This window comes from Rubricoccus marinus (assembly GCF_002257665.1).
GTDB classification, from domain to species: Bacteria; Bacteroidota; Rhodothermia; order Rhodothermales; family Rubricoccaceae; genus Rubricoccus; species Rubricoccus marinus.
Genome location: NZ_MQWB01000001.1, coordinates 1,403,712 through 1,424,425, shown reverse-complemented (window position 1 = coordinate 1,424,425; position 20,714 = coordinate 1,403,712). Strand labels below are relative to the sequence as shown.

15 protein-coding genes are annotated in these 20,714 nt (G+C 68.3%); 8 read left to right on the top strand and 7 right to left on the bottom strand.

Features of this window, described 5'->3' with window-relative positions; all coding sequences use genetic code 11:
* Window positions 1–240: 240 nt before the first annotated feature.
* Both rlmN and BSZ36_RS05845 read left to right on the top strand, forming a co-directional pair.
* A complete protein-coding gene (rlmN, locus tag BSZ36_RS05850) occupies window positions 241–1,320 on the top strand; it encodes a dual-specificity RNA methyltransferase RlmN (RefSeq protein ID WP_094546924.1) in 1,080 nt (359 codons plus the stop codon).
* 102 nt (window positions 1,321–1,422) lie between these two features.
* The gene (locus tag BSZ36_RS05845; protein WP_179271042.1) at window positions 1,423–2,796 is read left to right on the top strand and encodes a wax ester/triacylglycerol synthase family O-acyltransferase; all 1,374 of its coding nucleotides are present in this window, start codon (window positions 1,423–1,425) and stop codon (window positions 2,794–2,796) included.
* A gap of 24 nt (window positions 2,797–2,820) precedes the next feature.
* On the opposite strand, the gene BSZ36_RS05840 is transcribed toward BSZ36_RS05845, so the two are convergent.
* The 6 genes from BSZ36_RS05840 to BSZ36_RS05815 form a co-directional block, all read right to left on the bottom strand.
* On the bottom strand, window positions 2,821–4,134 hold the full coding sequence (locus tag BSZ36_RS05840) for a carboxypeptidase-like regulatory domain-containing protein (RefSeq protein ID WP_094546920.1): 1,314 nt from the start codon (window positions 4,132–4,134) through the stop codon (window positions 2,821–2,823).
* Between the two features lie 102 nt (window positions 4,135–4,236).
* On the bottom strand, window positions 4,237–4,761 hold the full coding sequence (locus BSZ36_RS05835; RefSeq protein ID WP_143536780.1) for a hypothetical protein: 525 nt from the start codon (window positions 4,759–4,761) through the stop codon (window positions 4,237–4,239).
* An 87-nt stretch (window positions 4,762–4,848) separates the two neighbouring features.
* Window positions 4,849–6,117 (bottom strand): M16 family metallopeptidase, encoded by a 1,269-nt coding sequence (locus BSZ36_RS05830; protein ID WP_094546916.1) that lies wholly within the window; start codon window positions 6,115–6,117, stop codon window positions 4,849–4,851.
* A gap of 2 nt (window positions 6,118–6,119) precedes the next feature.
* The gene (locus tag BSZ36_RS05825; RefSeq protein WP_094546914.1) at window positions 6,120–7,457 is read right to left on the bottom strand and encodes a M16 family metallopeptidase; all 1,338 of its coding nucleotides are present in this window, start codon (window positions 7,455–7,457) and stop codon (window positions 6,120–6,122) included.
* Window positions 7,458–7,689: 232 nt separating this feature from the next.
* On the bottom strand, window positions 7,690–10,881 hold the full coding sequence (locus tag BSZ36_RS05820; protein ID WP_094546912.1) for a sensor histidine kinase: 3,192 nt from the start codon (window positions 10,879–10,881) through the stop codon (window positions 7,690–7,692).
* 447 nt (window positions 10,882–11,328) lie between these two features.
* Window positions 11,329–11,901, bottom strand: a complete 573-nt coding sequence (locus BSZ36_RS05815) for a hypothetical protein (protein WP_094546910.1) — start codon at window positions 11,899–11,901, stop codon at window positions 11,329–11,331.
* A 191-nt stretch (window positions 11,902–12,092) separates the two neighbouring features.
* On the opposite strand from BSZ36_RS05815, the gene BSZ36_RS05810 reads away from it, so the two are divergent.
* The 4 genes from BSZ36_RS05810 (at window position 12,093) to BSZ36_RS05795 (ending at window position 16,831) form a co-directional block, all read left to right on the top strand.
* Window positions 12,093–13,244 carry a C1 family peptidase gene (locus BSZ36_RS05810; RefSeq protein WP_179271041.1) on the top strand — a complete coding sequence of 384 codons (1,152 nt, stop codon included), beginning with the start codon at window positions 12,093–12,095 and terminating at the stop codon, window positions 13,242–13,244.
* Window positions 13,241–13,678, top strand: a complete 438-nt coding sequence (locus BSZ36_RS05805; RefSeq protein WP_094546906.1) for a protease inhibitor I42 family protein — start codon at window positions 13,241–13,243, stop codon at window positions 13,676–13,678. The genes BSZ36_RS05810 and BSZ36_RS05805 overlap by 4 nt, the downstream gene beginning before the upstream one ends.
* 68 nt (window positions 13,679–13,746) lie before the next feature.
* The gene (locus tag BSZ36_RS05800; RefSeq protein ID WP_218827576.1) at window positions 13,747–14,721 is read left to right on the top strand and encodes a COX15/CtaA family protein; all 975 of its coding nucleotides are present in this window, start codon (window positions 13,747–13,749) and stop codon (window positions 14,719–14,721) included.
* Window positions 14,722–14,797: 76 nt separating this feature from the next.
* Window positions 14,798–16,831 (top strand): GWxTD domain-containing protein, encoded by a 2,034-nt coding sequence (locus BSZ36_RS05795; RefSeq protein ID WP_094546902.1) that lies wholly within the window; start codon window positions 14,798–14,800, stop codon window positions 16,829–16,831.
* A gap of 388 nt (window positions 16,832–17,219) precedes the next feature.
* On the opposite strand, the gene BSZ36_RS05790 is transcribed toward BSZ36_RS05795, so the two are convergent.
* A complete protein-coding gene (locus BSZ36_RS05790) occupies window positions 17,220–17,603 on the bottom strand; it encodes a hypothetical protein (RefSeq protein ID WP_094546900.1) in 384 nt (127 codons plus the stop codon).
* A gap of 341 nt (window positions 17,604–17,944) precedes the next feature.
* Between BSZ36_RS05790 and BSZ36_RS05785 the strand changes: the two genes are divergently transcribed.
* Together BSZ36_RS05785 and BSZ36_RS05780 are read left to right on the top strand one after the other, a co-directional pair.
* A complete protein-coding gene (locus BSZ36_RS05785) occupies window positions 17,945–19,363 on the top strand; it encodes a TIGR01777 family oxidoreductase (protein WP_094546898.1) in 1,419 nt (472 codons plus the stop codon).
* A gap of 86 nt (window positions 19,364–19,449) precedes the next feature.
* Window positions 19,450–20,679, top strand: coding sequence for an NAD(P)/FAD-dependent oxidoreductase (locus tag BSZ36_RS05780; RefSeq protein WP_094546896.1), 1,230 nt, complete (start codon window positions 19,450–19,452; stop codon window positions 20,677–20,679).
* Window positions 20,680–20,714: the final 35 nt, after the last annotated feature.

The window sequence follows — 20,714 nt, the reverse complement described above, 5'->3', positions numbered from 1 at the left end:
CGACAGTTTCCGCACTTCATGCGTCAGAACATCCGTGAAGCGGAATGTGAAGGAACGCCTGCGCAAACGAGAACGCAAGCACGAATCGCCTCGGCCGCTGTCCAAACGCCGCCCTAGCTCCGGCGTCGTCCTCTCGCGTCGCGGCCGAAACGCCGCACTCGGCCGCGGCCTCTGGCGCCATTTCACACCCGATCCGCGCCCCATCCACCCCGCCTCTGGCGCCAGAGGCGTTCTTATGGGATGCCAGCGCCCCCAGACCTCCTCGCCCTCGACCAGATCGAACTCACCGCGTTCATGCGGGAGATCGGCGAGCCGGCCTACCGGGGGCGGCAGCTCTTCGAGTGGATGCACGAAAAGGGCGCCCGCTCCTTCGACGCCATGACGAACCTGCCTCTGGCGCTGCGCCAGAGGCTCGGCGCCGAGGCGCAGATCGGGCGGCTGGAAGAGACGAGCCGCCAGACGGCGACCGACGGGACCATTAAGACGCTGCTCCGCCTCCCCTCCGGCCGCGCCGTGGAGGCCGTGCTCATCCCGGACGTAGACGAGGAGACCGGCCGCGCCCGCCGCCTCACGGCCTGCGTGTCCTCGCAGGTCGGCTGCGCGATGGGCTGCACGTTTTGCGCGACCGGCCGCATGGGATTCCAGGAGAACCTCACCGCCGGCCAGATCGCCGCCCAAGCGCAGCACCTGGACGCGCTCGCGCACGAGACGTATGGCCGCGGCCTCAGCAACGTCGTCTACATGGGCATGGGCGAGCCGCTGCAGAACATGAGCGCCGTCACCAAAAGCGTCGGGCTCATCCGCGACGGGCTCGGCCTCGCGCCGCGGCGCGTGACCGTTTCCACCGTCGGCCTCGCGCGCCGCATCCGCGAGGTGGCGGACGGGCAGGCTTCTGGCGCCATCCCCGGCTTCCGCCTCGCCGTTAGCCTCCACGCGCCGACGGACGCGCAGAGGAGCGCGATCATGCCCGTCAACCGCTCGGAAAAGACCGACCTCGGCGCCTTGCGCGACGCCATCCGTCACTACTGGAACCTGACCGGCGAGCGCGTCACCTACGAGTACTGCGTCTTCGCGGGCCAGAACGACACCGACGAGGACGCGCGCAACCTCGCCGCCGTCACGCGATGGGCGCCGTCCAAGGTCAACCTGATCGTGTACAACCCCGTCCAAGGGACGGGCTTCACCTCGCCGCCAGAGGCCGAGTTGGACCGCTTCATTCGCGCGCTCGTGCGCGAGGAGGTCCGCGTGACCGTCCGCCGCAGCCGCGGCCAGGACATCGACGCCGCCTGCGGCCAGCTCGCCACGCGGGAAGCCGCCTAGATGGCCTCTGGCGCGAACGGCTGGCCCGTGCCGAGACGTGCCGGCGCTCGACACGCCAGAGGCGCCGTCGTAGACTCACGGCCCCATCTCCTCCGCGCCGCCGTGCCTCTCCCCCGCCCGAAGCCGTTCTCTGTCAGCCCCGCCGACGGCGCGTGGCTGCGCATGGAAGAGCCCGACAACCCGATGACCATCACAGGGGTGATCGCGTTCGGGAGCCGGATGACGCACGAGGACGCGAAGGCCCTGCTGATGGAGCGGTTCGTGCCATTCAACCGCTTCCGGATGCGGATCGAGAACCCGGACTCGGCGCGCGCGAAGTGGGTGCCGGACGACACGTTCGACCTCGACGACCACCTCGTCCCCATCGAACTCCCCGCTCCTGGCGGACACCGAGGGTTGGAAGCGCTCGTGAGCGACCTCATGAGCCAGCCGCTCAGCTTTGAGCGCTCCCCCTGGACGTTCCACCTCGTCCAAGACGTGGACGACGAGATCGCGAGCGCCTTCGTTATCCGCCTCCACCACGTGATCGGCGACGGGCTCGGGCTGATGCCCGTGCTCCTCTCGATGTGCGATGAACGGTTCGACCCCGCCAAGATTCCCGGCACGGCCCTGGCGCCCGCGAAGCCGCCGAGGAAGCCTCTGGCGAAACGGGTCACGCGCACCGCCAGAGGCGCCGTCGAGGAGACGGTGGACCTGCTGACCAAACCCGCGCACCTCTGGCGCCGGCTGAAAACCGTCGGTGGCGGCGTGGGCTCCTTGGGGCACCTGCTGACGATGCCGAAGGACTCCGAGACCGTGTTCAAGGGCGAGGCATCGCCGCGCAAGCGCGCCGCGTGGACCCGCGCGATCCCGCTGCCCACCATCAAAGCCATCGGCGCGGCCACAGGCTCCAAGGTCAACGACGTGCTCATGGCGACCGCGACGGGCGCGCTCCGCCGCTATCTCATCGCCAGAGGCGACTCGGTCCGCGGCGTCGAGATCCGGGTCGCCGTCCCGTTCAACGTCCGCCCGGCCGACCGCCCGTACGACATGGGCAACGCGTTCTCGCTCGTGTTCGTGACGCTGCCGGTCGGGACCATCGACCCGCTGGAGCGGCTGCGGCTGCTGAAAGAGCGCATGAACGCGCTCAAGGACTCGCAGCAGCCGGCCGTGGTCTACGGCATCCTTCAGTCCATCGGCAAGGCGCCCGGCTGGGGCCACCAGTTCGTCGTGGACATGTTCGCGTCCAAGGCCTCGGCGGTGGTCACCAACGTGCCCGGCCCGACTGAGGAGATGCACATGCTCGGCGCGCCCGTCCGCGAGCTCATGTTCTGGGTGCCCCAGGCCGGCGACATCGGCCTCGGCCTCTCCATCCTCAGCTACGACGACAACGTCCGTGTCGGCGTGGCGGTGGACGAGGCGTACGCGTCGGACCCGCACCCCCTCGTAGACGCCTTCGAGATGGAGTTCGCCGAGCTCGCCGCGCAGTACGCCTAGACCAGGGCCTCTGGCGCCAGAGGCTCAGTCGTCCTCGCCTTCCACGCTAAAGCCGCGGAGCCCGCCGAGTTGGATTCCAAAAATCCCGATGCCGATCCCTTCCTGGGGCTTGAGCATCTCTTTCAGTTCGACGCGCCCCAACAGCGCCGACGTGTCGGCCCGGACTTCCAGGCTGTCGAGCGGCATCGACCGCCTCGCGAATCGGTACGGGTCGTTCCCTCCGTACACCCCGGCGGGGCTCCAAAAACGCTGCGTGGTCGAAACGTCCGCCCCGCTTCCCCCAACGCGATGGAGCGACACCTGCGACCTCTGGCGGAACCGGACGGCCGGGAAGTCCATGCCCAACACGCCGGCGTCTACGCGCCCTTCGCGCACGTAGGCAGCTGGCAGCCACAGCGAATCACGCAGCGCCGTGCCCGCCCACACGGGCTCGTACGTCCACCGGTGCTCGGCATCGAACGATTGCACCGCCGCGCCAGAGGCCCCGATGGACGCGCGAAGCGTGGCCTCCGAGACGACCCAGAGCGAGTCCACAACCCGAATGCGCCCCGCTAGGAGTCCCGGTCCGCGCGGCACGATCGCGAAGTCCAGCATCCGCATCCCGTCGACTTCGACGGTCTCGCCCAGGCGGAAGGCGTAGTGGCGGATCGCGTCGGGGTGGCCAGGGCCGAGGATGCGCTGCCCGTCCAGCCAGAGCCAGTCCTCGAAGAGGAGATCTGGAATCGGCCCCTGGTCGGCCCAGCGGAATGGGCCTCCGTCCGGCCGCCGCCTGCGCGCCACGATCTCCTCGCGCAGGCCCGAGACGGGGAGCCACGCGAGGTTGGAGAGCGACTCGGAAAGCCGGATCGGGACCGGCCTCACGTCCAAGCGCCCGTCTCGCACGAGCAAAAAGCGGGTGTACGCCTCGGCGGAGTAGCTGCCGATCTGGCGCGCGAGGGTTGCCTTTCGCGCCAGGACGCGGCGCCAGATGCGCTCGCCCGGAGGCTCGGCGCTGATCGCAACCTCGCCCATGACGTACGGCGCGGGCGAGAGCCGAACCACGCGCCGGATGACGCCATCGCGGGCGTCGCCGGGTTTGAGGGAGAGCGTCGCGCTGGCGTAGCCCACGAACCGAACCACGACGTCGGCTGGTAGCGTCTCCAACGTCAGCACCACGCGGCCGCTGGCGTCCGAGGCGTCCCCTCGGTCTGTCCCCTCCACCTGGGCCGTCGCACCGGGGAGCGGCGTGCCGTCGTCAGCGTCCACGATCTCCGCTTCGAACCGCACCGGTTGCGCCGCCAGAGGCGCGGCGATGCACAGCGCAAAAATGCAGGCGAGAAGCGGCCGAAGGCGTGTCATGCGGGGACGGAGGCGAAGGCACCCCAACGTCGGCTCTCGCGAATTGGTGCGCCTCTGCCTACGCCGCCAGAGGCGCGCGGGGCCTCTGGCGGCACCGCGTCTCTAGGCTGACCACGCGGCCTGCGTATCGGTCACGGCATCCGTCGCGATGGACATGCCAATAGACCCGTCCTGGTTGTGGAGGTCGCGGATCGTGACCCGGCACATCGTCTCGGACAGGCTGCGGACCACGGGGATGATGCTCTCCAGACCGGTCATCGCGAGAGCGTCCAAGCCCGGAGCGGTGACTTTGAGCGCCAGGCCCACGGAGTACAGCTGTTCGTACGCCATCGCGAGGCTACCGGCGTACACGTAGTCGTTCCGAACCATGCGCATCATGGGCGTGACCGCCCCCAACGCCGCCGAGAAGTTGGTCGAGGTGCCGAAAACGCCCAGGAACCCGGCCTCTGGCGGCTCGATGGGCTCTTTGCCTCTCCACGCGGTGTACCACGTGTTCAGGTCCGTCTTGAGGCTCGGGACGAGCGTGTTGAGAGATGCGGTATCGGTGGCAGCCGAAGGAAACCCAGCCGTGACCGGGGATGCGGCCTGGATGGCGATGGCACTCGCAGCGTCGTTCGCGAGGCTCATCACGTTGGCGCACATACGGTGAACGACTTTTCGGCGGTCTAGCACAGGGACGGGGGTAAGGGAAACCCTTAGACCCCTCATCCCGCATCACCTAACAACAGATCCTGCCACGACTTGTACGAACCGCTCCGGGTCCACGAACCGCTGAATGTGAGCCGAGACCTCTGGCGCCGTCAGCGCCCCCACTCGGTCCACGTACCGATCCAGGTACGACAGGTCGAAGCCCCGCTCCGCGTTCACGAGCAGCCGCGCGGCCACCCCGCCCGTCGTCGCCAGCGCGACCGCGTGCTGCCCGATAAGCGTCGCTTGGGTACGCTCCAGTTCCTCTTCGGTGATCCCGCCAGAGGCCCACTCGTCGACAACGGCTCGTGTGGCCTCGATGCCGCGGTCCAGGTTCTCCTGGCTGAGCGAGATTGCGACGCGCACGTCCATATCGTGCTCCACCGCCACGCCGCCCATGCGCGAGCTGACGCCGTAGGTCAGGCCCTGCTCGTCGCGAACGGTCTGCATCAGGCGCCCGGAGAAGTTGCCGCCGAGCGCGAAGACGCCCGCGAACAGCGGCAGAAACGCGTCGTCCGCGCGCGTGATCGGCAACGCGTGGCCGAGGCGGACGTCGAGGTTCTGCTTGTCGGTCATCGGCACCGTCTCGCGTGCCGCCTCTGGCGCCAGCGCGGACGGGACAAACGTCGCCGTAAGGCCGTGCGCGGGCCATGCTCCCAGCGCCTCCCGCACGCGCGTCGCCAGCGGCTCCGGGTCCACGTCGCCGACGAACGACACCAACAGGTCGTCGCTGCCAAAGTGCTCGGCGTGGTAGCGGCGGACGGCCTCTGGCGTGATCGCCTCCAGTGTCGCCATCTCGTCTTCGGGCGAGAGCACATGGTTGGGGTGCGCGGGCCCGTAGAGGCGGCGCGAAAAGGCGCCAGAGGCCATCGCGCCGGTAGACTCGGTCGCGCGGCGGACGCTCGCGATGGTCTTGCGGCGGGCCTTGTCGATCTCGTCGTCGTCCATCGCCGGCTCGCGTAGCTGCTCCGCTAGAAGCGCGAGCACGTCGTCCAGGTCGTCGCGGAGGCAACGGCCCGCGAACCCGGCGCGGAGTCCGTCGGAGTAGAACGAGAGGCGCGCGCCGCGGCCTTCGAGCGCCTCGGCGATCTCGAAGCGGTCCCGGTGTCGCGTGCCCTTGTCGAGCACGTCGGTCACGAGGTCCTGGACCACGTCGTCGTTCGCGCCCAGGTCCGGGCCGGTGTGGAAGGAGCCGCGGAAGGAGACGACATCGCGGATGCCGGTGGGCAGCGCGAGAACGCGCGCGGCGCCCGCGTCTTGAACGGCAACGCGAGAGGCGATAGAGAGGTCGGACATGTTCAGGAGGGGTCCGGGAGGTAATGCCCGACGGTCAGCCGGTCGTCGCTCGCGATGGCGGCGGCGGCGGCTTGCACGTCCTCGGCCCGGACGGCCTCGATGCGTTCGCGGTAGCGGGTGAAAAGCGTCCAGTCGCCGACGGCGATGGCCTCGTTGAGTTGAGCGACGATCGCGTGCGGCCCGTCGCGCCCGTACGCCTCGTCGGCGATCACCTGGCGGCGGGCGCGCTCCATCTCGGCCTCGGTGATCCCGCCAGAGGCAATCTCGGCAAGAGCGGCCTTGAGTTCGGCTTCTACCTCAGCGTGCTCCACGTCGGCGGCGAGGTTGCCGTAGAGGAGGAACAGGCCGGGATCGCGAAGGCGCGGATAGTAGGCGAACGCGCTGGTCGTGAGGCCGCGGTCGGTGAGGCGGCGGAACAGGCGCGAGGACTTCCCGGCGGTCATGACCTGCACGAGCACGTCGAGGGCGTCCGAGGTCTCGCTGAGTCCGGGCGGCGCTTTGTAGCCCAGCAGGACGGAGCCCAGTTCGCCCGCCATGCGGACGCTCGTGCGGCGCTCACCGCGCTGCTCCGGCTCGCGCGTAACCGAGTCCACGATGTCCGCCAGAGGCTCGGCCTCTGGCGCGGTCTCGGGGCCGCGCGGGATCGCGCCGAAGTGCTCGTCCAAGAGGTCCAGAACCGCGCGGCGGTCGAAGCGCCCCGCAACGCTCGCGGTCGCGCGGGAGGGCCAGTAGTAGGTGTCGTAGAAATGCCGGAGGCCGCTGGCGGTGACCGTCTCCACGTCCGAGCGCCAGCCGATCACGGGGTGGCCGTACGGGTGCGCGTGGAAGGCCGACGCGAACACGGCATGGAGCAGCTTGCGGAACGCCTCGTTCTCGCCGCGGTCCAGTTCGTTGAGCACCACAGTCCGCTCACTCGCCAGGTCCTCGTCACTCACGCGCGCGCCGCGCATCCGGTCGGCTTCGACCTCGACCGCCAGAGGCAGGTACGCTTCGGGAAGGACGGCGTAGTAGTTGGTCCGGTCGTACCACGTCGTGGCGTTGATGCTGCCGCCGATGCTCTGAAGCGTCTGGAACACGCTCGTCCCCTTTTCGCGGTTGAAGCGGTCGGTCCCCTTGAACATCAGGTGCTCCAAGAGGTGCGTCGCGCCGGTCAGCCCCGCGCCCTCGTTGCGGCTGCCCACGCGGTAAGTCACCTGGAAGGCGGCGACGGGCGGTGCGGCCTCGCCGCTGGGGTCCGGGGCGAGCAGAACGGTCAAGCCGTTGGCCGTGTGCCGGTACGCCTCGACGCCCCCTTCGGCGCGGTCGAAGGCGAAAGCGGGATGGTCTGTGATCTCGTGCATAACGTCGGGGAAGGGCCGCACGATACCGCCTCTGGCGTGGAGGGTTCTGGGCGTGCCGTCGAAGACTGCGCCGCTAGGGCATCATGCCGCCGGTTCCAGCGGACGCACGTGCCTTCGGGCTCAGGCCTCTGGCGCCAGAGGCCCGAGGGGTGGCTTACCGGTATGCCAGGCTCGGCATAGATCCCCTAAGAGTGCCCTCGCGCAAGAGGCCGTACACAGCCGTGCAAGCCGATCACGACACCGAGGCCGCATCCACTCTGTGCGGGTCCGACGGACCGGTGGTCGCTTCTGCAGGGATACGGACACGGATCGTCGTGCCCTTGTTCAGCTCGCTCTCCACGGCGATCGTGCCTCCCATGAGGTCGACCAGTTGTCCGGTGATCGCCATGCCGAGGCCGCTGCCTTCGGCAGACCGTCCGTAGCCGGTGGACTCTTGCTCGAACGTCTGAAACAGGCGCGGGAGGAACTCCGCGTCGATGCCGCGGCCGGTGTCGGTCACCTGGAGGCGCACATCCCCCTCGCTCGCGTCGATCGATACGGTGACGGAGCCGCGATCGGTAAACTTGATCCCGTTGGAGACGAGGTTGGTGACGACACGCGCAAACGCGTCGGGATCGAGCATTGCAATCACCGACAGCCCTGCTGGGACCACGGCGAGCGCGAGGCCCTTCTGCGACGCCAGAGGCGCAAGTTCTGCGACGACGCGGCGGGCCACCCTTGCCACGTCGACCTCTACGGGCGAGAGGTCCACCTTACCCGAACGGAGACGGGCGACATCGAGCAGGTCATTGACGGTGTGGAGAAGCCGGTTGCCGGCTGAGAGCATGTGATCGGCGAGTTCCTGCACCTCCTCGTCGTCGTGATCGGTGAGGATCTCCGAGAAGCCGAGGATCGCGGTTAGAGGCGTGCGGAGCTCGTGGCTCGTGTTGGCGAGCATAGAGTCTTTGAGTTCGTCGGCGTGGCGAAGCTGGGCGTTGAGGCGGTCGAGTTCATCGGCCCGCAGGCGTTCACCATCAGCGCGGAGCCGGTGGTGCCGACTGGTCGACCACGCGATGGCTGCCACGGCCAAACCGGCGAAAAGCGTTGCGAGCATCGCGGCCCACACGCTCAGGTACCACGGCGCCGGTACCGTAACCGTGACAACTGCCGGCCGGGCTCGGATGCCTTGAGCCGAGAGAGCGTCCACGCGAAACACGTAGGTGCCCGGCGAGAGGTTTGTGTACTCGCGGAACCTCTCGTCTCGCCACGCGCTGCGCACGTCGTCGTGCCCGACGAGCTGGGTGCTGTACAGGGTTCGGGCGGGATCTTGAAAGGCGGTGGCAGCAAAGCGGAAACGGACGGTCTGCCCGTACGGAACCGTCGCGCTGCGGCTCGTGAAAGGAATGTCTTCGTCCGCCTCGATCGCGTTCACGCGAGCACTAGGCACGGCCGCGTAGCGGCCGCTTCCGCTCCCTGTGAGGCGTAGCAACCCCGATGCGGTCGAGACCCAAAGGGTCCCTTCGTCATCCAGAACGTCCATCACTCCGCCGACACCACGAAGAGCGGGAGGCGTGGCGTCTCTCCACCCGTCGCCACGGGCTACAACTGCCTGCATCTGCTCGCGCCCGGCGATCCATACACGCCCGGAAGGGTCCGTTCGCAAGACGTACCCGTCCGAAAGGCTTCCGACCACATTTTCGATGGCCGCAGACAGCGAGCGCATCGGCGTAAAGCTCAAAGGGCTCACGCCAAACGCGAACGGCCCTGACTCGGCAAGCACAGAGAGGGAGTCGTGTATGGATAGGACCGAAGCCAAGCCCTGGGGGACGCCGTCCTCCTGACCGTACGAGGCGATCACGCTGCCATCCTCTCGGATGCGATACAGGCGCCCCCCGGCCTCTGTTACCCATGCACCGCCCTCGATGGGTTTCACAGATCGCACTTCACCCGTTATGCCGGGGGTGCGCGCGTCCACCCGCCACGCTCCGCTGGTGAACCGCAAGGTCGCAATCCCAGATCGGAGCCCGACGTAGGTCAAGGACTCGGATTCGCTATTCGTGCTGGCGAGGGCGAAGGCCGTCTCGGGAAGTACCGGTGTTGCAACCAACCCGTCGATGGCGAACACGCCTCCTGTCCCTGCGACGAGCATACCGGGGTCCTTCCTCAGGAACCCCCATGCCTGAACGATCTCCCCATCCGAAGCCGACACGGGTTCGAATACTGCTGGCGCCTCGCCTGAGGAGGGCATCAGTCGATATACCCCTTGATCCGTTGCGGCGTAGATCCGCCCGTTGTATCGAACCGCACTGTAGACCGCTCCCTTGAGACCCCGATCCGCATCAAACCGTGTCAGGGGAGCCGCTGCATCAATGCGGGCGATCCCGCTCGAGAGAGCCAGCCATAGGCCTCCCTGATCGTCCGTCGTACAACCAAGGATGAGGTCGTCCGGAGTGAGTCCTGCTTCCCTCCCGATCCTCTCGACTACGCTTCCAGTAGCAGACACCACGATCAGCCCTCCGCCCTTTGTGGTCACGGCGAGCGCGCCATCTTGAGGGGGGCCCACACTGCACCCGTGATACGCTCTCGTTTGTTGCAGTGCAGCAGACGCCTCCGAAGGGACGTTTGTAAATGCCCCCGTCTCGGGACGGAGGTGATAGAAATCGCTATCGGTTACGACCAATAGTGTGCCACCGGGATCACCATCCAGGTCGTGTAGTGCGCGGACCGAAAGGTCGGCGACGTTGTGCCCTCCGGGGACGCTGTCCAAGCGGCCATCCTCGTAGGTGAGGAAACCCGTTCCTTCCAGCCGGACATAGGCCACGTTGGCGGCCGACCACGCTTTGTGGAAGCGCTGACCGGTCGGAGCACGCTGCACATCAACCACGCGCGCGTTCTCAGCAGCGATCAGTTGACCGAACGTCTGGAAGAGCACGCCGCGATCCGTTGGTACCGCTGTCCAGACAGTGGCATCGGCCAAGTCTGCGCCTCCTGCGATCTCGCGATAGGCCATTTGCCCGAGCGAGTCCGGTTCGAGAACCCCGATGGTCCCCTCGCCGCCAACGTAAAGGACGCCATCTCCCCCTACGACGACGGCCCGCGCTCGAAAATTGGGCACCGGAAGAAGCCGCCACGCGGATCCGTCGTACTCCAGGACGCCGTCTGAGTTGGCCACGTATATGAGCCCGTTTGCGGCCTGCTCAACATCCCACGACTGGCGGTGCCCGCCGTGCTCCTCCGGGTTGAACCGCACGGAGAAGACAGCGGCTCCCCGTTCGTCACTACGGTCGACTGGTAGGAAGTCGACAGGGTGAATGGCGGTCTCAGAGGACTCGTATGCCTCCTTGCCCTCGATCCCAGGCGATGGCCTCAGCAGAATCACGGCGGCCGCCACCATCGCAGCGACGGCTACGACGAGGCTCAGCGTGAGCGCGTGTTTGGGAGGCATGAGGCGAGCGCATGTTGGAACGACACGCTAGGGGTATCGACCACACGAGGCGCACTATCAAACGGCTGTTGTGTATTTCTTTTGTTCCGTGCTATACTGCTATCCCCACCCTCTCTCAGAGTTATGTACGGCATCCTCTCCCTCCTGTTCAAGTACTTCGCTGCCTCGACCGGCGGTGACGGCCACGAAGGCGGCAACACCCGTCCCGACGGCGAGATCTTGGACTAAAGGCTCTCGTAGCTGTAGAGAACGCCGCGTTCCGCTGGGACGTGGCGTTCTCTTGTATAGGGCGGAGAGGCAGGTCCGCCTGCACGCAACAAAGACGTCCCGCGCGAAGCAGTGAGCTACTTACCGTCAGGCCACACGGCCTCTGGCGGCGATGCGGCTTCCTGAGCCGTTCAGCGTAGGATGCGCGCAGAGCCGAGTGGGCTAGGTGGCGCCGGAGGTCTAGAACGTGATCGCGAGCCCGGCGTGAGCCTCAGCAAGGTCGATCCCGCCTCTGGCGCGAGCCATCAGTCTTAGTTGCGGGCCGAGAGGAGCGTAGAAAAGGACCGTCGCGAACGGACGCGCTACGGTGCCCTTCCCCACTACGGCGTCCATCTCCTCGGCGTAGCGCACGCCGGCACCCAGCGCCAGAGGCAGCCGACCGGGTGCAAAGGCAACCTCAGCGCTGTAGGCGCCCAGAAACTCGTTGCCGGACATCCCCGATGGGTTGCAGAGGTACGCATCTACGTCCGCGCCAGAGGCCGTATCGGTGCACGACTCTAGCGACGCGTTGTAGGCGTAGCCTTCCGCGATTGCGTTGCGGTCGACGGCTGTGGCGCCCAAACGCGCCGCGCCGATCAGGCGCCCTCCGCCGAGCGGGCGCCAAAACTCTAGCCCGACGGATGGGCCCAGGCCGCTGGCGCTGTTGAGCGCCGCGAAGCCGACCGAGGCAGTGGCGCGGATGTCGACCTGAGCCTGTGCCGAGGTGCCGAGCGCGAGCAGGGCGAAAAGGGCCAGCGGATGGAAGCGGGTCATGCGCGTGCGGGCGAAAGGGTGCCCGTCAACACTCGGATTATCAGTCGGTTCTGAGTGGGCGCTACCTCTTGCAGGCCTCTGGCGCCAGAGGCCTGGCGTGACGGGATCGGGCGCGCGGTGCTGTATCCGATGCAGGGCCCCACCTCTCTCCCCTTCCGTCTCACCGCCCCCACAATCCGATGTCTACGTATATGCAGCTACTCCGATGGACCGCGCTGTTCGCAGTGGTCCTCCTCGCCCTCCCCGCCTCCGCGCAGGAAGAGGGCACCCCCAAGTGGTACGAATCGCGCCTTGAAGAGGCCCCTGGAGAGATCCGGGAGCAGCTTCAGCAGCTGAACGAGAAAGCCGACGGGTACATGGTCGGCTACACCACAGCGCTGGACCGCAAGCTGGAAGACCTCGCAGGCGAGATCGAGCCCCGCGACGCCGAGCGCATTGCAGAGCGGCAAAATGAGTTCGTCAAGGAAGCCATCGAGGTGATGCGCGACGAGTTCCCCGAGGAGTACGAGGAGTACCAGCGCAGCCTCGCGGAAGGCGACGAGGTCCTAAAGAGCGCCGGCGGCGAGCGCCTGTTGCGGTCCCCCGCGTACTCCGTCGACGCGATCGCGGAGCTGGGCGCGTTCAACTGGCGCTCGCGGGGCGTGATGACCCCGGTCGTTAACCAGGGCAGCTGCGGTAGCTGCTGGGCCTTCTCCGCCGTGGACGCCTATGAAGGCGCGTGGGTGCGCCGCTACGGAAGCTCACAGCGCAACGTGCACGTCTCCGAGCAGGACGCGATGGACTGCTCGGTCCGCTCCGGCCGCCGGCCCTGCGATGGCGGGTGGAAGCAGGACGTGTATGCGAGGATGCTGACGGAGGGAGTTACCGACGCCTCCACCGCGCCGTATACCGCCCGGAACGGGACCTGCCGCCGCGGCCTCGCTCGCCCCTACGACTCTTACCTGTGGGGCTACGCCACGAGCAACAACGTTTCCCCTTCCTCGCCTCAGACCCGCGCCATCAAGCAAGCCATCGCGCGGTACGGCCCGGTCACGGCGAGCGTGTTCGCAACGCCGGCGTTCCAGGCGTACAGCAGCGGCACGTTCTCTGAAGCCGCCTCCAACTATCCCAGCGGGCGGTCCAACCACGCCGTCACGCTTGTCGGGTGGGACGATGCGCGCGGAGCGTGGCTCATGAAGAACTCCTGGGGCACCGGCTGGGGCGAGCAGGGCTACATGTGGATCAAGTACGGCTCCAACAACGTGGGGCGCTACACCGTCTGGGTGCGGCCGATGCGCGACATCAAAGGCTCGGAAAGCCTCGCGCGGCGCTTCCGCAGCCTCTGGCGCTCCATCTTCGGATGAGCCCCGCAGCGTCCCTGCTACTCCCGGGCCTCGCGCTCGCCGCCATCGGGTGCGGCGGGTGCGGGGCCTCTGGCGGGGGTCCCCGCGCCCGTGCGCCAGAGGCCGCGGTTTCGCCAGAGGCCTCCCAGACGGTGGTGCTCCGTGCTGGCGAGACCATCGGGCCGGTTCGCGCGAGAGTCGGCATGGCGATCACCGTGGAGGGCTCCGCGCGGCTGGGAACGGGCCGCTCGTGGCGGCCGGAGGACCTCCCACCAACGCTCCGCGCCGACGCGCTCCCCACACGCAGCGCGTCAGAGGCCGACGGCGGTGAGGACCTACAAGCGTTCGCACTTCGCGCGTCGGCCGCGGGCGAGTACCGCGTGCGCTTCGTCTACGGCGTGCCGTGGGAGGGCACGCCAGAGGCCGAGTGCGTGGTCGTTCTGGACGTCCGGTAGCCGGCGAGTGGGTTCATCCTCGCCCTCACCAGAGGCCTCTGGCGAAGGCGCCTCGAATCGGGCCGCGTGTGGGATCCCCGCGCGCGCCAGAGGCTATTGGGGACATGGACCGCCACACTCTAGACCGGCAGCGCCGCGCCGCGCGGCTCGCGTGGATCACGCTGGGCTACACCGTTCTCGTGATCCTCTGGGGCGCCGTCGTGCGAGCGACGGGCGCGGGCGCCGGATGCGGCTCGCACTGGCCGACGTGCAACGGCGAGATCGTGCCGATGGCGCCGAGCCTGAACACCATCATCGAGTTCGGGCACCGCGTGACGAGTGGCCTCGCGCTGCCGCTCGTGCTCGCGATGGCCGTGTTCGTGTGGCGGGCGTTCCCGAGGGGCGCGGCAGTGCGGACCTACGCGGTGCTCTCGGTCGTTTTTATGATCATCGAGGGCGCGATCGGCGCAGGGCTCGTGCTCCTGGAATACGTAGCGCTGGACGCGCGGACGGCACGGGCGCTCTGGATCGCCGGGCACCTCATCAACACGTTTATCCTGCTCGCGTGGATCACCCTGACCGCCTGGGGCGCGGGCAACAGGCCGCTGCCAAGGTGGCTCGGCTCGGGCGCCAGAGGCGCGTCCATCGCCGCGGCGCTGTTCGGGCTGATCGTGCTCGGGGCCTCTGGCGCGATCACGGCGTTGGGCGACACGCTCGTGCTCGTCGGCGGGCTCTCGCCAGAGGAGCACGCGCTGGTGGAGACGCTCGTGAGCCTGCGGATCCTGCACCCCACGCTCGCCTTCGTCGTCTTCGGTCTTGTGGCCCTCGCCGTGTGGGCCTCTCGCGAGAGGCCTCTGGCGACGCGCATCGGCAAGGCTGTAGCGGGCGTGTTCGTGTTCCAGTTGGCTTTTGGTGCCCTCAACGTGTGGCTGCTGGCGCCGTTGTGGATGCAGGTCTCGCACTTGCTCATCACGGATGTGATCTGGATCGGGTTCGTGTGCTTCGCGGCGCAGGCTCTGGGAGACCGCGTGGTGGCCCGGGAGGCGGCGCCGGTTCTCGCCTGACGCCAGAGGCGGGCGGCCTCTGGCGGGGCCGTCGTTTGGGACTCGCGGTCTCACGGCTCGCGCTCGATCTTGCCCCATGCGTGTTCTCGTTGCTCTCGTCCTGTTCGGCGCCGTCCCTGCTTTTGCGCAGCCGCGCGAGGAGGCCTCTCGCGTGCTGGCCGAGGCTCGGGCGCTGATCGCCAGTGGCGACGACGGTGCGGCGTACAGATTAGCCGGCCGCGCGTTGGACGGCTCGCCAGAGGACGTACCGCTCCTCGAACTCCGCCTCGAACTCCAGCAGCGCGGCGTCGGCCTCACGGCACGGCCTCCGTTCGCGCGTCGCATCGCGCGCCGTCGCTCCGCCGAGCGCCTCTTGCGCTTGGACTCCACCAGCGCCATCGCGCACGACGAGATTGGGCGCCAGAGGCTGGAGGACTACCTCTTCGACCGCGACTTTATCAAAGTCGGCGGCGGCTTCGGGGACGTGGCGATGCGCCATGGCGACGTGCTGAGCCGAAACGACCGCCGGAACTACCGCCCCGGCACGCGCACGCAAGAGGTCAGATTTAACCGCGGCGGCCGCTACGACCTCGCTGGCCTCCGCGCGACGTACCCGATCCTCGGCAAGCCCGGCATGGAGGATGACCTCCGCGAGGCGCGCCGCTCGCTGAATGCCGCCGTCCGCCACGGCGGCGGGACCTACGCGTGGCCTCTGGCGCGGCTGCTCATCGCCGAGGGCGAATTCGACGCGCTCCTCGCGCTGGGCGAGGCGCAAGAGGACGACCTGTTGCGCGCCGTCGCGCTGTTCCGGCTGGGCCGGACGCGAGAGGCCGCTGGCGCCTTCGACGTGGCGATGGCCGCGATGACCGAGGACGAGCGCCGTGACCTGGACGACCCCGCGCGGGTGCGCCCGGACGACCCGCCGCGCGACGCCGAGCGCTTCTGGCGTGAGCAGGACGTGCGCCTCTTGACCGACGAAAACGAGCGCCTGCTGGAGCACCGCGCGCGCGTCGCCGAAGCCGACCGCCTGTTCGGCTGGCCCACCGAATTGGGACGAGGCGCCACGCGCGGCGAGATCTACATCCGCTACGGCGCGCCAGAGGACCGCGCGACGCTCAGCGAGCCGTTCTACCCCGGCGACGCGCACGTCACGCAGGGCGGCGATGTGATGGGCTCGCCGCGGTTCGTGGTCTGGGAGTACGCCGACGGCCCCCGCTACGTGTTCACCGACCCTTACTGGAGCGGCGACTACGCCATCTACGCCCCGTCCTCACTCGCCTTTTCCGCCTCCGCGAGCGCCGACGCCGACGACTACATCGAGCAGGACGAGCGGTTGCGGCGCGAGATGCCCGACGCCTCGCAGTACGTCCCGCCCACCTCGTGGCCTCTGGCGGTCCTCACCACGGGATTCAAGGGCGCGAACGGAATGGTCGACCTCGTCGTCGTGACCGGACTGGAGGCCGACCGTGACGCGGACATCCGCAGCGCTGTCTTCGCGATTCGTGACGGCACGCCAGAGGCTATGACCGAGACCGCTATCGAATCCGGCGCCTCTGGCGCCACGCGGACGTTCGTGACGACGCTCGCGGTCCCGCCGGGCGAAGTGACTGTCGTCTCTGAGGTAGCCGGCGAGGACGACGAAGGCGGGTGGGTGCGCGAGCGGCAGATCGCTTGGGACTACGGGACGGGCCTCAAGCTTTCCGGCCTGCTCCTCGCCACGAGTGTGGACGAAGGGCGCGCTCCCGAGCCCGGCGAGATCCGCCGCGGGGACGCCATCATCCGCCCCACGCCAGAGGCCGTCTTCGCCTCTGGCGACCCTGTCGCGGTGTACGCCGAGGTCTACGGACTGCGCGTGCGCGACGGGCTGGCGCGCTACAGCGTCGAGGCGGCGCTCGTGCCGGACGACGGGCGCCCAGGCGTGGTCCAGGCTATCGGCGGGCTCTTTGGCCGGGGCCGCCGCCGCGGCGTCGCCGTGCGCATCGACGCGTCCTCTCCCTCCGCCGATGCCGGCATCCCGCTCCTGCTCGACGCGAGCCGCCAGAGACCGGGCGCGTACACGCTCACGCTGGCGGTAATGGACGAGGCCACTGGCGAGACGGTGGAGACCGCCCGGGCGGTGACGCTACGCTAGAGCGGGGTCACTCGGCCACGTGCGGCCTCTGGCGCCAGAGGCCGGACAGGGCGAATGCGCCGTATGCCTTCACCGAAGCGCCGACGCGAGTTCGCTGGCACGGTTAGAAGGACCATGTAGCCCATGTGATCATTGCCGTGTGAAACGCGATGATGAACCAGTAGTGGCCTGGCTCCTTTTTTCGATCGTCGATAGGTCTCCACCCTTGAGGCTTGATCGCCATACCAGTCCCGATCTCCAATAGCACCACGGCGCCGAATGCGACGGCGAAGAATGCCGCCGAGGCCCGAAGCGAAGGTAGGCGCCGGTGCTAAATGGCCCAAGAACGCTGCCGCCCCCGGTCAGTCTACAGCGGCAGGTTCTGCCGCGCGGGGTTGGGCAGAGCTCGCTACCACTCGGAGTCGCTGCAGTACGCCTCGTCGAGTTGGAACGCGAACGTCTGGCCACCCTTGATGACATGGAGAGTGTCGTCCTTCCCCGTCTGGCGCACCGCGAAGGGGACCGGCACTTCCGCGAGCGCACACGATCCTTCGACCAACCCCGTCGCCGCCCAGAGAGGAACGCAAACCGAGGGGTTGAAGGGCCGAAACCCGCCGAAGAGGTAGAGCGAGTCGGCTACCAGCCAAACGCCGTGCTCAACGGGGCCGTCGACCAACGTTGTATCGAGCGCCACATCGCAGCCGAGGTCCCGCGCGTTCGGCCGAGTACAGGACATGAGCACCATGCACGATCCGACGGCGAGGATCCACTTCGTCACTGTGAAAGAAGTCATCAAAGGTGGTAAGGAGCGCAGCAGAACCGATAGCGAGGCAGAGCTATCACCGTACCTCTTCTTGGATGGTACCGCTGTGTATCCCGGTGTAGATCGCACGATGCAGCAAAGCGCCCACCGGCAATCAAAGCACCCGCAGGCGCCTCTGGCGAGCCTGCGCCTCCCTGTGCGCAAATGGGCGGCGCTGGCTCAGGCCGCGTGAACTGAGAGGCCAAGCTGAGGAAGGATGCTCAGGTCCGCTTCGTTCGCCGCCAGAGGCGGGGCGTTCGCTTGACACATGGGCGCCAGAGGCCGGGACCGCAGCGCAGAAACAGGCGTACCTCACGCCCCCCTGAAGAGACATGTCCCACTTCGTCGCCCGCTCCCCCGTCCCCGTCTCCGCTGCCACGCTCTTTGACTGGCACGAGCGGCCCGGCGCCTTTGCGCGCCTCTCCCCTCCCTGGCAAGACGTATCGCTGGAGCGCTTCGACGGCATCCAGCCCGGCGACCGCGCCGTGATTCGTCTGGGCGTCGGTCCCGCAGCCATCCGGTGGACCGCCGAGCACCACGGATACAGCCGAGCCTGCGACGAAGGCGACGCGGCCTGCGAGTTCCGGGACACGCAGATCAGCGGGCCGTTCGCGGCGTGGGAGCACGTGCACCGCGCCATCCCCCGCGGCCCCGAGGCCTCCGAGTTGGAGGACGACGTGACCTACACCCTTCCTCTGGCGCCCGTCTCCACCGCGGTCGGCGGCGGTATCGCCAGAGGCCAGTTGGAACGCATGTTCGGCTACCGCCACCGGGTTACGCAGGAGGACCTCGCGAGGCACGCGGCATGGGACGGCGAGCCGTGGACCATTGCAATAACGGGCTCCACGGGTCTGATCGGCAGCGCCCTCTGCGCCTTTTTCGGCGGCGGCGGTCACCGCATCGTGCGGCTCGTGCGCTCTCGCGAAGACCTCCGCACGTGGGATCGCGGCGAGAACGAGCGCGCCATTCTCTGGAACCCGGCCTCTGGCGAGATCGACGTGGATGGGCTCGCCGCGCTCGCGCCCCAGGCCGTGATCCACCTCGCGGGCGAGCCGGTCTTTGGGTTCCCGTGGAGCACGGCCAAGAAGCGCAGGATCTGGGAGAGCCGCACGCGCGGCACCCTTCTCCTCTCGCGCGCCCTTGCGGCGTTGCCCACGCCGCCTGAGGTGTTCATCTCCGCCTCCGCCAGCGGCATCTACGGCCACACCGGCTCGCGCCCGACGACCGAGTCGGAACCGCCCGGGACGGGCTTCCTCGCCGAGGTCTGCCAGGCCTGGGAGGCCGCAACCGCCGACGCCGAAGCGGCCGGCATCCGGACCGTCCACGCCCGCATCGGGCTCGTCCTTTCCCCCGCCGGCGGGATGCTCGCCACGCTCGGGCCTCTGGCGCAACTTGGCCTTGCGGGCTGGCCCGGCGACGGCTCCGCCTTCTGGCCCTGGCTCGCGCTCGACGACGCGCTCTACGCCTTCCACCACCTCTTGCGCTCCAGCGCCAGAGGCCCCGTCAACCTCTCGGCGCCGACGCCCGCGCCGTCCAAGGTAGTTGTCAAGGCCCTCGGCCGGACGCTTGGACGCCCCACGTTGGGCCGGATGCCGGCACCCGTTCTCAAAACTCTCGGCGGCGAGGCCGCGCGCGAGATCGCACTCAAAAGCGTCCGCATGGTCCCCGCCGCCCTCCGCGCCAGCGGCTTCCGGTACGCCTACCCGACGCTGGACGCCGCCCTCGGCCACCTTTACGGCACAGCCCAGTAAGTCCCACCTCGTCAAAGCCTCTGGCGCCAGAGGCCCGACCACTACGAGACGAACCGGTCCCCGACGCTTCTCATCCCACCCCCTCTATGCACGTCGTCATCGTCGGCGCCGGCCTTTCTGGTCTGTGCTGCGCCCGCACCCTGCTCGCCTCTGGCGCGACCGTCACCGTCCTCGACGCCTCCGATGCCATCGGGGGTCGCGTTCGAACGGATGTCGTCGAGGGCTTCCGCCTCGATCGCGGCTTCCAGGTCCTCTTGACCTCCTATCCCGAGGTCCAACGCGTGCTCGATCTCGACGCGCTCGACCTCCAGCCGTTCTCGCCGGGCGCAGAAGTGTGGCTCGGCTCGGCCTTCGCGACCGTTTCCGACCCGTTCCGTGAGCCTCTGGCGGCACTCCCCACCGCCCTCTCTCCAGTCGGCACGTTTGCGGACAAGCTGCGCGTGCTCAACCTGCGCCAGTCCGTCCGCGCCGGCATCGTGGACGACCTCTGGGAGCGCCCAGAGACGACCACCATCGACGCGCTCCGCAACCGCTACGGGTTCTCCGATCTGATGATCGAGCAGTTTTTCCGTCCCTTCCTCGGCGGCGTGCTCCTGGACCCCTCGCTCGTCGGTAGCTCTCGCGCGTTCGAGTTCTACTTCCGCATGTTCTCCGAAGGCGACGCTGCCGTTCCCGCGATGGGCATGCAGGCCATTCCGGAGCAGCTCGCCACGGCGATTCCGCCAGAGACCATGCGGTTCAACACGCGCGTCGAGTCCGTCCAGGCCGGCCGGGCAACGCTCGCCTCTGGCGAGGTCCTGGACGCCGACGCCGTCGTGGTCGCGACCGAAGGGCCTGAGGCCGCGCGCCTCACCGGAACCGGCGAGACGGAGCGGAAAAGCACGGTTTGCCTGTACTGGGCCGCGGACTCCCCGCCCGTGGACCACACCATGCTCATGCTCGACGGCACGGGCAACGGGCCAGTCAACAACGTGCAGGTGATGAGCAACGTCGCGCCCACGTACGCCCCCGATGGCCAGACCCTGATCTCGGCGTCCGTTCTCGGCACGCCAGAGGCCACCGATGAGGCACTCGAACAGGCGGCCCGCACGCAGCTCCGCGGCTGGTTCGGCGCGAAGACCGAGCGCTGGCGCCACCTTCGGACCGACCGCGTGACTTACGCGCTTCCAGACCTTCTCAGCCTGGAGCCCCCCGAGCGGCCTCTGGCGCTGGACTCCGGCGTGTTCGTCACCGGAGATCACCGCCGCAACGCGAGCATCAACGGCGCGATGGTCGCCGGCCGCCACGCTGCCGAGGCCGTCCTGGCGAGCCAGTAGCCAGTAGCCAGTAGCCAGTAGCCGGTAGCCAGTAG